Genomic DNA, 12,760 nt, shown 5'->3' with positions numbered 1-12,760 from the left:
TACGGCTGAACTGCTTTACGGCTACAGGCAAGGGCATACAGACGACCGATGCCGCATCGGTTCATCAAATTGAACCAATGCGGCATCAGGCCACTACATACGGGGGCGGTTTATCAGGCCAACCGCTGCTTCAGAGCTTCGAACTCGTCACGAATGCCGGTCGGAAGCTTCTCTCCGACGAAGTCGAACCACTCTTCGATGAGCGGGATCTCGGCCTTCCACTCGTCGATGTTCACCGCGAGAGCCTCGGTGATGTCGGCGTCCGACACGTCCAGGCCTTCGATGTCGAGTGCCGATCCGGTGGGAACGACGCCGATCGGGGTGTCGATGCCCGCAGCCTTGTGCTCGATACGCTCCACGATCCACTTCAGGACGCGAGAGTTCTCGCCGAAGCCTGGCCACAGGAAGCGTCCGTCGTCGCCGCGGCGGAACCAGTTGACGTAGAAGACCTTGGGGAGCTTGGACGCGTCCGCGGACTTGCCGAGGTCGATCCAGTGCTGGAAGTAGTCACCGACGTTGTAGCCGAGGAACGGCAGCATCGCCATCGGATCGCGGCGAACCGTACCGACCTGGCCTTCGGCTGCTGCGGTCTGCTCGGAGCCGACCGTTGCACCCATGAAGACGCCGTGCTGCCAGTCGCGAGCCTCGGTGACCAGCGGAACCGTCGTCTTGCGACGTCCACCGAACAGGATTGCCGAGATCGGCACGCCCTTCGGGTCGTCCCACTCGGGAGCCATGATCGGGCACTGCGACATCGGGGTGCAGTAACGCGAGTTGGGGTGAGCCGCATGGGTGCCCGACTCGGGCGTCCACTCGTTGCCCTTCCAGTCGATCAGGTGCTGCGGGTCGCCTTCGAGGCCCTCCCACCAGACGTCACCGTCATCGGTCAGAGCGACGTTGGTGAAGACCGTGTTGCCCTGGTCGATGGTGCGCATGGCGTTGGGGTTCGAGGACCAGTTGGTGCCGGGAGCCACGCCGAAGAAACCGAACTCCGGGTTGACGGCGTACAGCTGTCCGTCCTCACCGAAACGCATCCAGGCGATGTCGTCACCGAGGGTCTCGGCGCGCCATCCGGGGATGGTCGGCTGGATCATCGCGAGGTTGGTCTTGCCACAAGCGGAGGGGAATGCCGCCGCGATGTAGTAGGCCTTGTCCTCGGGCGAGATCAGTTTGAGGATGAGCATGTGCTCGGCCAGCCAGCCCTCGTCGTGCGCCATTGCCGAAGCGATACGCAGCGAGTAGCACTTCTTGCCCAGGAGAGCGTTTCCGCCGTAGCCGGAACCGAAGCTCCAGATCTCACGATCCTCGGGGAAGTGAGTGATGTACTTGGTGTCGTTGCACGGCCACGCCACGTCTTCCTGGCCCTCGGCCAGCGGAGCGCCGAGCGAGTGCAGAGCCTTGACGAAGAATCCGTCGGTGCCGAGCTTGTCGAGAACCTTGCCGCCCATGCGGGTCATGACGCGCATGGAGACGACGACGTACTCGGAATCGGTGAGCTCGACGCCCAGCTTCGGATCCTCGGCGTCGAGGGGGCCCATGCAGAACGGAACGACGTACATGGTGCGTCCACGCATGCAACCGCGGTAGAGGTCACCCATGAGGGTGCGCATCTCGGCCGGGTCCATCCAGTTGTTGGTGGGACCTGCGTCGATTTCTTCCTTCGAGCAGATGTACGTACGCGATTCGACTCGCGCCACATCGGAAGGATCGGAGTTGCCGAGGAAAGAGTTCGGCTTCTTCTCGTCGTTGAGGCGGGTGAAGGTTCCTGCCTCGACCAACTTCGTGGTCAGTCGGTCCCATTCTTCGTCCGAGCCGTCTGCGAAGACGACGCGGTCAGGCTGGGTGAGTTCGGCAACCTCTTGCACCCATGCAAGCAGTTCCTTGTGCTCCGTGGGGGGCGTGCCGTCAGTTCCATTGAGACCGGGAATGGTCGCTGAGGTCATCAAACTCTCCTGGGGTGAGCCGGAACCGGGTTCTCGTGACACCGGATGCGAACTGCAGCGCCCCGATACCAGTCGATCCCGGTGTCCCCCTCTCGACGGGGTCCAGCCGCGTCATCCACTCACGTGGATTTCACGGACGCCGGGTGTCCTATGTATTGAGGTTAACGCTGGCTGTTCACCTGCAGGTAATCGGGTGCGGTCAGAAATGTCACAGAAACGATTCAGTTGGTGTGTTCAGGTGCCTACCCGGCGCTCAGAGCACATAAACGGAAGCTTTTCAGAGCGCGCCGGCATCGATTTTCTGCCAGACGAGGGAGCCTGCGTCGTCTCGACGGCATTCCCAGGCCGAGTAGTCGCCGTCCGACTCGATCATCGTGAGGCGATCGGCGCTACCGTCACGATCGAAATCGGACACGATCACGACGGCGTCGTCGGAGTGAACGACGCGGCTGTCGACCGTCCCGTCACCGTCCAAGTCGAAGGCGTCGAAGTTCATTTCGCCGGCATCGACCGGTCCCGACTCGGGCCCGAAGGTCGCGGGCTCGATACGCCCAGGATCGAGCGCTTCGGATTCGTGCCCGTCGATGTGTCCGGCCGTGATCAGAAATGCATCCATGAATCCCCCAAATGAAAGTGACTGCTGCTTCGGCAACCCCTACCGAAACCGTCCGCTCAGTATTACCAGACTCGGCCGATCACGCGTGGCCGAAATTGCCGCCCTGTGGACAACCGCCCGCCCGAGAATCGTCAGAGGGCAGCGTTCAACGCGGCGAGGTCGCGCTCGCACGACGCGAGCTGACCCGATCTGGCCGCGGCAAGCTCACGAAGTTCACCGTCGATCTCCACGATTCGTGCCTGTGCCGACGCCAACTGTTCGCGACTCTCCGCCATGATCGCCGTTCCCAGATCTGCCTCCGCCTCGAGCAGCACGCTCTGTACCCGCTGCTCCCACTGAGCGCGCACCGTCGACATCGACTCGACGATCCACGATCGCGATTGGGCACGATCCGCCATCAGCCCGCGAGTTCGCGCCAACCACCACGCCGCGACGCCACCCAGTACCAAGGTCACCGGGATGCTCGCGAATTCCAACGCCGGAATCATCTCCAGCGGAGTCACCGCGATCCGGCCGAGCCCGAGGCCCGCGGACGCGCCGACGAGAATTGTCACCCGGTCTTCATTTCGCCGTCGACGATCCGGCGGGTCCTCTGGAATCCGTGGGGAAGCCACGTAGCCGGTCGCACCCGCCACCTCGACAGCTGCCGCCATCGCGGCATCGATTACCCGGGTGTGATGGTCGACCTCGTGCTGCAACCGCATCGGTACGCTGCCCAATTCGGCTCGCGAGGCCGTGTCGACCCAGGCACGTGCCCCTGCGACCGTCGCCCGGGTCGCTTCGGCGATTTGCTGTGATAGATCCCCACGCGCTCGTTGCAGTCGGCTTCGCACCTGCACCAGTCGTTCGCCTCGCCGGCCGTCGCGGTCTGCGAGCAGCTGTGATCGCTCGGCCCGCAGTTCGGCACCCGGAACGCTGTCACGAAGATTCCGGATCTCTACCTCGATCATCCGACGTGTCTGCGCTATGACGCCGGAATTCGAGTCGCCTGCATGCCTCTCGCGTGCCACCTGGCTCACGACGGCAACGAGCGTCTGCTCCTGACCAGGCGCAATCGGAACGATCGATGCCTGGGCAAAGGCGGTGCAGTGAGAGGAAAGAACCTCGGCATTGCGTCGGTGCACAGCCTGCCAGTCTCGGTAGACGTCAACGCGGGTCAACGCCACCACCACCGGCGTTCCGCTTTCTGCTGCGTCGTCGAGCAGAAGAAGATCCTCGCGACCGATCACGCTGGCAGCATCGACGACCAGAAGTACGACGTCGGCGTCCGCTTCGCGCGCCGCTATCGAACACTCGCCTGAAGCACGGAACATCTGCACGATGTCTTCCCGACCACATCTCTGTGGCCCGACAACGTAAATGCAAGTGTCACTGGATGATTCACCACTGACGAGGCGACCCGGATCGGAGGACGGGTTCCATCGTTGCACCACACGCAGAATCGAATCCGGAAGTACCGAAACGCTATTCATCGGTCACCGCCGGAGCGGAGCGATCGCCCCCGAGCTGCGCCCACCGACGCACATACCCGCGGCGAATCAGTGAGATCCTTTGTTGTGGAGCCTCTTCCGACTCGTCGACGAGCTCGCCCCACCACCGACTGCACGTGCCCGCCTCGTCAGCAGTACGAGGATCGGGAGGCTCGCCGTGACGCAGGCCTCGAATTTCGGGGCTCATCATCGCCGCCGCGGCGCCGAACAACACCGCGGAGTCCGAACTCAGATACAACTCGATCTCGTCCCTGCCCGCAGTGCTGCGCGAGGCAGATCGCGTCAGAACTGGACCGATCTGCTCGACCCGGCCCCACCACTGCGCCTCCAGGACAGGTCCGAGGGCCGCGAACAACTCTTCGACGCCGCGTCCGGTCAGCGTCTCCACCGGAACCGTGTGCACGCCGACGGTCTCCGAGATTTCCGCGGCCCGTCCCAGTGCCTCGTCCCAGCGCGGTCCGAACAGGTCGGCCTTGTTTGCCGCGACCACCGCCCGATCCGAGACTCGGGCGATCGCTCGGCGGTCGACTTCGCGGACCGCGTCGACCACCACGTAGACAACACAACGACGACCCAGATCAGGGTTCGACGTTCCGGGGACGTCGAACGCCCGCGACTCGGTCACCACAACCGGTGCACCGACAACTCTGCGCGAGAACCGCTGATCGCGCCCCAGGACCCGGACCAACGACGACCGCCCCACCCCGGCTCGACCCGCGACTACCAACTCGAGCGGCGCGGTCAGCGATCCGAGCACGGAGTGAACCGCCTCTGCGGCTCCCGAATCGATCGACGCCAGCCGGTATGCCAGAGCGCGCAACCGGTCGATCGGCTCCGCGCAGGCGTCGTCGAGCGATTCTGCGGGCAACATTCGTGACCAATTACTGCATGCAAATCCTGTGTTCATCCCCACCCCACGTCCCCATCGTGTCGGTGAGATTCTGTCAGGTTCTCGGCAAGGACGGCAGGTGACACCGCCCTTTCGCCGACTGTCCGAAGTCGGCGGATTCAGGACTTTCCGCGGAAAGTCTCAACTCAAACTTCAGACCCGTCTGCGCTAAACGGGGGTCATGCGTGACAATGGGTTCGTGAACGAAGCCGATCAGCATGCACCGCAGACCCCAGAGACGGGGCAGACGGACCACGCCAAGGGGTCCCGTCTCCATCCGAGAGTGACCAGCTTTCGCTCTCGTCGGGGTGCGCTGACCGACGCACAGCAGCAGGCTTGGGACCGTCAGTGGCCGCTCATCGGCGCCGACGTCTCGGACACACCGCTCGACGCGAACGCCTGGTTCGGACGCGAAGCACCCCTGATCATCGAGATCGGTTCGGGTACCGGTACCGCGACGTCCGCTATGGCCAAGGCAGAACCGCACGTGAACCTGGTCGCGATCGAGGTGTACCGCCCGGGGCTCGCACAGCTTCTGCAGCAGGTCGAACGCGAAGAGATTCCCAACGTCCGCGTACTACGCGGTGACGCGATGGACGTACTCGAAAATATGGTCGCCCCCGAATCCCTGACGGGCGTCCGGGTGTTCTTCCCGGATCCGTGGCCCAAAGCCCGCCACCACAAGCGTCGCCTCCTGCAGGGGCCGACGTTCGCGCTGATCGCCAACCGCCTCAAGCCTGGCGGAGTGCTGCACGTGGCCACCGATCACGCCGAATACGCAGAATGGATCGAAGAAGCCGGTAATGCCGAGCCGCTGCTGACCGCACTCGACTGGGAGTCTCCGATGACCCACGAGCGTCCGGTCACCAAGTTCGAGGACAAAGCCCATAAGGTCGGAAGTGCAATCACCGAGCTTATATGGGGGAAGATCAGAGCATGAGCGTCAGCGAACAGCTATCCGACGACGTGGCGTCGTCGGAATCTCCTCTCGACTTCGGTCGTGACTCCCGCCACCCCAAGCGGGTGCTTCTGGTCTGGGACGCCCCCAACCTCGACATGGGCCTCGGCGCCATCCTCGGTGGCCGGCCTACTGCCGCCTACCGGCCACGATTCGACGCACTGGGCCGCTGGCTGCTCTCCCGCACCGCCGAACTGTCCACACAGAACAGTGGCACGCTCGAGCCCGAAGCGACGGTCTTCACCAACATCGCCTCCGGCAGCGCCGACGTCGTTCGTCCTTGGGTCGAAGCCTTGCGTAACGTGGGTTTCGCGGTGTTCGCCAAGCCGAAGGTCGATGAAGACAGCGATGTCGATTCGGACATGCTCGAGCACATCGCGCTCCGGTACGGCGAGGGCCTCGCCGGAATCATGGTCGCGTCTGCCGACGGCCAAGCGTTCCGCGAACCTCTCGAGGACATCGCAGCAACCGGCATCCCGGTCCAGGTTCTCGGGTTCCGTGAACACGCCAGCTGGGCTGTGTCGTCCGATATCTTGGATTTCGTCGATCTCGAGGACATCCCGGGTGTCTTCCGTGAGCCTCTGCCACGGGTAAGCCTGGACACCCTGCCCGACGAGGGCGCCTGGTTGCAGCCGTTCCGACCGCTTTCTGCCCTGCTCATCGGGCGAAAAAGTGTTGCCGAGTAGGAGTTGATCAGTGTTCGCCAGCTGGGGAAGCATCGTCTATCGAGCCCGCTTCACCGTCATCGCTGTCATGGTGGCGGGGCTCCTCGGGCTCGCTGCGTACGGCCTGAGCCTGCAGGATCATCTCAGCCAGAGCGGCTGGGACGATCCGGGGTCGGAATCGGTAGAGGCTGCAAAACTCGCTGACGGCACGTTCGGGCGCAGCACGACGGGTGACGTTCTGGCGCTGTACACAGCGCCGGAGGGCAAGACGGTCGACGACCCCGAGTTCCAAGCGAAGGTCATCGACAATCTGCAGCGGCTCGTTGCCGACAACCCCGACCAGATCATGAAGATCAACGGCTCGTACTTCAAGGTCGACAACGGTCTCTCGGTGGCGGCACTGGCGGACAAGACCAAGCAACACGCGGTCACCAGCATCGCGATCGCCGGCGACAACGACACCGCGGTATCGAACAACTTCCGCGACGTCGAGTCGCAGTTCTACATCGACGGCGTCGACGTGCAACTCGCCGGCCTGCAACCTGTCGCGAATTCGCTCAACGACACGATGGCCAACGACATCAAGCGCATGGAAATGCTCGCAATTCCCGCTGTCGGTGTCCTGCTGTTCTTCGTCTTCGGTGGCGTGGTCGCTGCCGCCCTCCCGTTGATCGTCGGCGGACTGACCGTCATCGGCGCCAACGGCATCATTCGACTGATCACCAACTTCACCGAGGTCAACGCGTTTGTCGCGCCCGTGGTCTCTCTGGTCGGTCTGGGCCTCGCGATCGACTACGGACTGTTCATCGTCAGCCGTTTCCGAGAAGAGATAGCCGAGGGGTACGACACCCCGACCGCAGTACGCCGAACAGTCATGACGGCAGGTAGAACGGTCATGTTCTCGGCGACCATGGTTGCCGTCAGCCTCGGCGGTCTGCTGTTGTTCCCGCAGGGCTTCCTCAAATCGGTGGCCTACGGCGCCATCGCTGCAGTCATGCTTGCCGCGATCTCGTCCATCACGATCCTTCCTGCGATTCTCGGCATTCTCGGCAAGCGGATCGACGCACTGACCTTCAAGAAACTGCGCCAGACCAAGACCAACGAGGAAATCGAGAACGGTTTCTGGGGCAAGCTGACCCGCTGGGTCATGCAGCATCCGCTCAAGGTCGCGGTCCCGATCGTCGCGGCTCTGCTGCTGATGATCATTCCGCTGACGGGCATCAAGTTCGGCGGTATCAACGAGACGTACCTGCCCCCTGACAGCCCCACTCGTGTCGCGCAGGCGCAGTTCGACGAACTCTTCCCGGGCAATCGGACCGAGCCCGTTCGACTCGTCATCGAGGGAGCCGACAACACCACTCTCGGTCAGATTTCCAAGACCGCAAACGCTGCGCCGGGTCTGGTCGAGAAGTTCACCCCGGAAGTTGCGACCAAGGACGGTGTCAACGTCCTCAAAGCCGGTCTGACCGAGCGCAACGAGGCACGTCCCACCATCGACTATCTGCGATCCGCGGATTGGCCCGAGGGCACAACTGTGCTGGTCGGCGGCACTCCGGCCATCGAGCAGGACAGCGTCGACGCGTTGCTCGATCGTCTGCCGCTGATGGTCGTATCCGTCATCCTGCTGACGACCCTGCTGATGTTCTTGACGTTCGGTTCGCTCGTCCTGCCCATCAAGGCTGCGTTGATGAGTGCGCTGGGACTGGGTTCGACGCTCGGAATCCTGACCTGGATCTTCATCGACGGGCACGGTTCCGGTCTGTTGAACTTCACACCGGGACCGATCATGTCTCCCGTCCTGGTGCTGATCATCGCGATCGTCTACGGCCTGTCCACCGACTACGAAGTGTTCCTGCTCTCCCGCATGGTCGAAGCGCGAGCGCAGGGCGCGAGTACCACCGAATCCATCCGAATCGGCACGGCACATACCGGCCGAATCATCACCGCTGCCGCACTGATCCTGATCGTGGTCACCGGTGCATTCGGCCTGTCCGATCTGGTGATGATGAAGTACATCTCCTACGGCATGATCTCCGCGCTGATCATCGACGCGACGCTGATCCGAATGTTCCTGGTCCCCGCCACCATGAAACTGCTCGGCGACGACTGCTGGTGGGCTCCGGCCTGGATGAAGCGGATCCAGCAGAAGATCGGGCTGGGTGAGCCGATCCTCGACAACGAGCTGGTACTCGCGAACGTCCCGCAGATCGCGCCTGTCGGTGCGATCGCCGGACCGGGTCAACCGCGCAAGATCGAAGCGGCCTCTCGGGTCATGCCGCCGCCTGCCCCGGCTGTACAGCCGGACAGCGGACCTCGTGTTCCCGATCCACTCACCGAGCCCATTCCGCTCAGCGAAATGGCGATCAAGGCACCGAACACGGATACACCTGCCGCGGAGAAGCCTGCACCGCGACGTCGTCTCGATATCGGGAGTGCAGCCAGCGCCCCCCAGAACTTGATCGAGGCACCGGTCCCCAATCCTTCGTACCGACCGCAACCGAACGCCACCGACAAGTGCAGGAACCCCGCGCCCGCTGCGCCGGCCGAGCGTCCCATCGAAAGCTGGTTGTCGGACTTGCGGGCCCGGGAACAGACTCCCCCGGCCTCACGGCCGCTGCCGGTGGTGCGGACGCCTTCGCGTACAAACGGTTCGGCGACCAACGGTGCTGCCAGCAGCGCTTCAGGCACCAACGGCTCGAGCCGGAACGGCTCTGCAAACGGTGCTGCCACCGGCTCTGCAACAAACGGTTCCGTAACCAACGGCTCAGTCCCGACCTCGGTGGAGGCGACCCCCCAGTCGCCGCCTCCACCGACCGCTCCGGAGCGTCGCAACGGGGTTTTCACGGATGCGCCTTCGCCTACCGACGAGCCCCGAGTTTCGGACGCCACCCCCGACGGCGACGACAACGCCACCGGCAGGCACCGACCTGACGATGCCGGCGCCATCAGCGTGAGCGAGCTCATCGCTCGCCAGAAGCGGAGCTGACCTGCTCCTGCTCCTGCTTGGCGAAGGCTCGTGCATAACGTGTCCCGACCAGCAGGAGCAGCAAGCCGACCACCAGGAAGGCGACGCTGCGCACTAGCCCACTGAGTGTGGCCAGGTCGAAGAGGAACAGCTTTGCCACTGCCGCACTGGTGAGAGCAAGCCCGGCTCCGAGCAAGACGCGAGCGTGCTGGCGGTTGTTCAATCCGAGCACCAGCGCTGACGTGGCGGCAAGCATCCAGACGATGGTTGCAACGCTGTGCCCGGCAACGAATCCGGTTGCACTGTCGAAAATTTCGACGCCGGATGAGACGAGCGCGCACGTCACCGCGTAGAGGACACCGAACCCTGCGACTGCCCAGAAGACCGCTGCGTTGGAATCGGCGACCAACTTCAGTCGGTGAATCGCCCACACCAGCATCACCAGTGCGCCTATCGCTGTCAGGCTCGAAAGTGCCGTGATCGCACCGAGTTGCATGGATGCGGCACGGGCGGTCGTCAACGCTTCCGGCGGAACCGTCGTGAGGTATCCGATCGATCCGATTGCCGCAAAGGCGGTTCCGAGCGCGAAGACGAAGCGCGAACCCGCATACAGCGAGACTCCGAGGAAGATCATTCCGACCGTGAGGATCAGCGGCACGACCAGAGATTCAGTCGCCCCGGAGAAGCAGCAGAGCAACAATGCGAGGGCGCCGGTTGCGCCCAGTCCGAATCGCAGTTGCGTCGGCAAAGGCTTGGCCGCCGCTGCAGCCGAAAGAAGTAGTGCCGCAGTAATTCCGTACAGCACTGCGGATTCGGTGCGCCCGAGCACGGCTCCGACGCTCATCAGCGGAAGGGTCGAGACAACAAAGGTAGCGGTGGACCACGCCCCTGCAACTCCGCCGCGCGAGGGCCAACCCGTCCACTGCATAGCCATCGCGCAGCCGGCGCCCACGATTGCAACCACGCTGGCACTGATCACCAATTGCACTGCACTGTTACCGGATTCGTCGAAGATGGACTCCGACGCTATCGCGATGAGCAGTGCGAGAACCACCGGTACGGTGCGCGCCATACCCAGGTACTTCCAGTCACGACCGAGCTGGGCGGAGAACGTCGCCGATTGGATCGCAAACAGGAAACCGATGAGGGTCAACGATATTCCCGACGTCAGTACGGGAGCGAGCACCGCTGCGCCGAGAACGATCATGAGCGCCAGTGATTCGGAATCCCATTTGACGGCGAGGGCAACGCCGGCGGCGGCAATTCCGAAGGTAATCACCACCGCGAGCGGCGTCGTCACCCAACCGTAGAGAACGGACGCTGCGACGACGTCGAGGTACATCCCTGCGAAACCGGTGGCAGCCAGGGCAATTGCCCCCACCTTGCCCCCTGGGCGTCCGTGCACCCGCACCCCGGCAAATACCAAGGCGCCGGAAAGAAGTGCGCCACCGAGCACCCGCAGCGGCGGCCCGAAGAACCCGGCCTGCGCTGCAAGTACCAGCAGCATCACGACGCCGATCAGTGTGACGGCAACACCTGCCGCGGCCAGGAGTCGACTGATGACACCGTCGCGTTGCCACCAGGGCTGGCGAGGTGCCGCAACCGGATACGTCGGCGGCTGCCACGAGGGCACGCTCTGCTGAGGGCGGACCTGCTGCATCGGCTGTACCGGGGCTACCTGAACTACGGGAACAGAAGCTACCGGAGCCGGAACTACCGGCGCGGGCGCCGGCACGGCGGTCGAGGCCAGCTGAGTCTGCAGAATCGACAGGTTCTGGCCCATGTGACGCAACTGCCGGCCGATGCTGTCGCACTCGGCCGAGAGGGCGATCACCAGTCGCGGATCGACGGCGGGAGAGCTCGGTGTAGTCATGAATATGAGCTTGCTGCTCAGCCGAACAGATCAGATGAGTAGTACTACCCGATCAGCGTGGGGACTTCTCGTATTCGACTGACAGCACTTTCGACTGACAAGGCACTATCGCCGAGCTGCTGCGTTCCGCAATCGTTCGGACAGAAGCCGACCCGAAGTGTGAAGCGGAGCGGGATCCTGACGCGCTCGCGCGAGCACCAGCGCACCCTCGAGTGCAGACAGAGCGAGAATGGCCTCGGACTCTGCGTCCTCGCGGGACCAGCCGTCGGCTTCGAGGCGCTGAGCCAACAGAGCAAGCCAGGAGTTGTAACCGTCCGCGCAAGCACCACGGATGACGTCGGATTCGGTTGCGGCATCCAGCGTTGCCGTAGCCAGAGCACATCCACGTTCGTAGTCCGAATCCGACAACCGAGCAGCCAGCGCGGCGGCGAATGCCGAGATCGCGGTGGCGGCATCGGGTGAGCTCTCCAGCAGATGCCGGATGAAATCGGCCATTGCCTCGCCACGACGCCTCAGAGCCTCGCCTGCGAGTTCTTCCTTGCCGCCCGGAAAGTGAAAGTACAAGGAACCTTTGGTAGTCGCACTAGCCGAGAGAACTTCCGACACACCCGTTCCCGCGTAGCCCTTCCGCTGCAGCAAATCGGCAGCGGCATCGACCAACAAATCCCTCGTAGACATAAGTTTAATATACCGATCAGTACACATATCAACAACACTTGAAGTGCATAAACTGCCAAAACCTTGCATCACTAGACCGATTGGTACATGATTCGGAAATCGACAAACCGGAGCGCGGCCAACGACGCTCACGATGGCAAAGGATCGAATCGATGTCCCCGAATCCCACAAACCGCACCACGCCGACCGTCCTCGGACCGGACGAAGATCTCGCCGCGACTCTCTCGGCCACCGGCGTCCGGATGATGGTTCGAAGCAAACAGACCGAGGGAGGATTCTCGCTTGTCCAACACCGCATCGCTCCGCATTCGATGACCTCGCCGGTCCATCGCCACAGCCGGGAAGACGAGTACACGGTGGTTCAAAGTGGCCGCGTCGCAGCGATGGTCGGAGACGAGGTCGTCTACGCGGAGACCGGCGCCATGATCTTCAAACCACGTGGCCAGTGGCACGCAGTGTGGAATCCCGACGACATTCCAGCCCGGATTCTCGAAATCATCACACCAGGAGGGATGGAAGACCTGTTCGAACTGATGCCGAAGCTTCTGGCCGAAGCAGGTGCCGCAGCGGAATCGGTTGCAGCGCGGGTAGAAGCAGACTTCGGGATCGAATTCGATCTCATGGCCACCGCCGAGATCGCACAGACACACGGTGTGGGATTCGGCATCGAAAGTCACTGACCG

At 63.2% G+C, this 12,760-nt stretch carries 10 protein-coding genes; 4 read left to right on the top strand and 6 right to left on the bottom strand.

Annotation, left to right across the window (positions count from 1 at the left end; genetic code table 11):
- Positions 1–113: 113 nt before the first annotated feature.
- The 4 genes from ACFQ6Y_RS16750 to ACFQ6Y_RS16735 all read right to left on the bottom strand — a co-directional run bounded on the left by ACFQ6Y_RS16750 (position 114) and on the right by ACFQ6Y_RS16735 (position 4,956).
- Positions 114–1,943, bottom strand: coding sequence for a phosphoenolpyruvate carboxykinase (GTP) (locus tag ACFQ6Y_RS16750; RefSeq protein ID WP_317551408.1), 1,830 nt, complete (start codon positions 1,941–1,943; stop codon positions 114–116).
- Positions 1,944–2,220: 277 nt separating this feature from the next.
- Positions 2,221–2,559, bottom strand: a complete 339-nt coding sequence (locus ACFQ6Y_RS16745) for a DUF6802 family protein (protein ID WP_378634770.1) — start codon at positions 2,557–2,559, stop codon at positions 2,221–2,223.
- A gap of 131 nt (positions 2,560–2,690) precedes the next feature.
- Positions 2,691–3,872 carry a hypothetical protein gene (locus ACFQ6Y_RS16740; RefSeq protein WP_378635681.1) on the bottom strand — a complete coding sequence of 394 codons (1,182 nt, stop codon included), beginning with the start codon at positions 3,870–3,872 and terminating at the stop codon, positions 2,691–2,693.
- Between the two features lie 151 nt (positions 3,873–4,023).
- Positions 4,024–4,956: a GTPase domain-containing protein gene (locus tag ACFQ6Y_RS16735; protein ID WP_378634766.1), complete on the bottom strand. Its 933-nt coding sequence runs from the start codon at positions 4,954–4,956 to the stop codon at positions 4,024–4,026.
- A gap of 163 nt (positions 4,957–5,119) precedes the next feature.
- Here ACFQ6Y_RS16735 and trmB point away from each other — a divergent pair, with 163 nt between their 5' ends.
- From trmB to ACFQ6Y_RS16720, 3 genes are read left to right on the top strand one after another with little or no spacing between them, the layout of a single operon-like run.
- Positions 5,120–5,878, top strand: coding sequence for a tRNA (guanosine(46)-N7)-methyltransferase TrmB (trmB, locus tag ACFQ6Y_RS16730; RefSeq protein WP_378448806.1), 759 nt, complete (start codon positions 5,120–5,122; stop codon positions 5,876–5,878).
- A complete protein-coding gene (locus ACFQ6Y_RS16725; protein ID WP_378547578.1) occupies positions 5,875–6,582 on the top strand; it encodes an NYN domain-containing protein in 708 nt (235 codons plus the stop codon). Before trmB ends, ACFQ6Y_RS16725 begins: the two co-directional genes overlap by 4 nt.
- A 10-nt stretch (positions 6,583–6,592) precedes the next feature.
- The gene (locus tag ACFQ6Y_RS16720; RefSeq protein ID WP_378634762.1) at positions 6,593–9,547 is read left to right on the top strand and encodes an MMPL family transporter; all 2,955 of its coding nucleotides are present in this window, start codon (positions 6,593–6,595) and stop codon (positions 9,545–9,547) included.
- On the opposite strand, the gene ACFQ6Y_RS16715 is transcribed toward ACFQ6Y_RS16720, so the two are convergent.
- Complete coding sequence (locus ACFQ6Y_RS16715) at positions 9,522–11,399, bottom strand: DUF2339 domain-containing protein (protein WP_378634758.1); 1,878 nt, start codon at positions 11,397–11,399, stop codon at positions 9,522–9,524. The genes ACFQ6Y_RS16720 and ACFQ6Y_RS16715 overlap by 26 nt on opposite strands.
- 105 nt (positions 11,400–11,504) lie before the next feature.
- The gene (locus ACFQ6Y_RS16710; RefSeq protein WP_378535436.1) at positions 11,505–12,077 is read right to left on the bottom strand and encodes a TetR family transcriptional regulator; all 573 of its coding nucleotides are present in this window, start codon (positions 12,075–12,077) and stop codon (positions 11,505–11,507) included.
- 152 nt (positions 12,078–12,229) lie between these two features.
- Between ACFQ6Y_RS16710 and ACFQ6Y_RS16705 the strand changes: the two genes are divergently transcribed.
- Positions 12,230–12,757 carry a cupin domain-containing protein gene (locus ACFQ6Y_RS16705; protein WP_378634753.1) on the top strand — a complete coding sequence of 176 codons (528 nt, stop codon included), beginning with the start codon at positions 12,230–12,232 and terminating at the stop codon, positions 12,755–12,757.
- The last annotated feature ends 3 nt before the right edge of the window (positions 12,758–12,760 follow it).

Source organism: Rhodococcus sp. NPDC056516, from assembly GCF_042794655.1.
Lineage (GTDB): Bacteria > Actinomycetota > Actinomycetes > Mycobacteriales > Mycobacteriaceae > Rhodococcus_F.
Note: the sequence above shows the minus strand (reverse complement) of the source record. Positions and strands in the feature narration are given on the sequence as shown.

Bases quoted from the DNA above. Each gene is read 5' to 3' on its own strand.
- trmB (WP_378448806.1), top strand. From the start codon at position 5,120: ATGCGTGACAATGGGTTCGTGAACGAAGCCGATCAGCATGCACCGCAG.
- ACFQ6Y_RS16715 (WP_378634758.1), bottom strand. From the start codon at position 11,399: ATGACTACACCGAGCTCTCCCGCCGTCGATCCGCGACTGGTGATCGCC.
- ACFQ6Y_RS16745 (WP_378634770.1), bottom strand. From the start codon at position 2,559: ATGGATGCATTTCTGATCACGGCCGGACACATCGACGGGCACGAATCC.
- ACFQ6Y_RS16705 (WP_378634753.1), top strand. From the start codon at position 12,230: ATGTCCCCGAATCCCACAAACCGCACCACGCCGACCGTCCTCGGACCG.
- ACFQ6Y_RS16750 (WP_317551408.1), bottom strand. From the start codon at position 1,943: ATGACCTCAGCGACCATTCCCGGTCTCAATGGAACTGACGGCACGCCC.
- ACFQ6Y_RS16710 (WP_378535436.1), bottom strand. From the start codon at position 12,077: ATGTCTACGAGGGATTTGTTGGTCGATGCCGCTGCCGATTTGCTGCAG.
- ACFQ6Y_RS16725 (WP_378547578.1), top strand. From the start codon at position 5,875: ATGAGCGTCAGCGAACAGCTATCCGACGACGTGGCGTCGTCGGAATCT.
- ACFQ6Y_RS16735 (WP_378634766.1), bottom strand. From the start codon at position 4,956: ATGAACACAGGATTTGCATGCAGTAATTGGTCACGAATGTTGCCCGCA.
- ACFQ6Y_RS16740 (WP_378635681.1), bottom strand. From the start codon at position 3,872: ATGTTCCGTGCTTCAGGCGAGTGTTCGATAGCGGCGCGCGAAGCGGAC.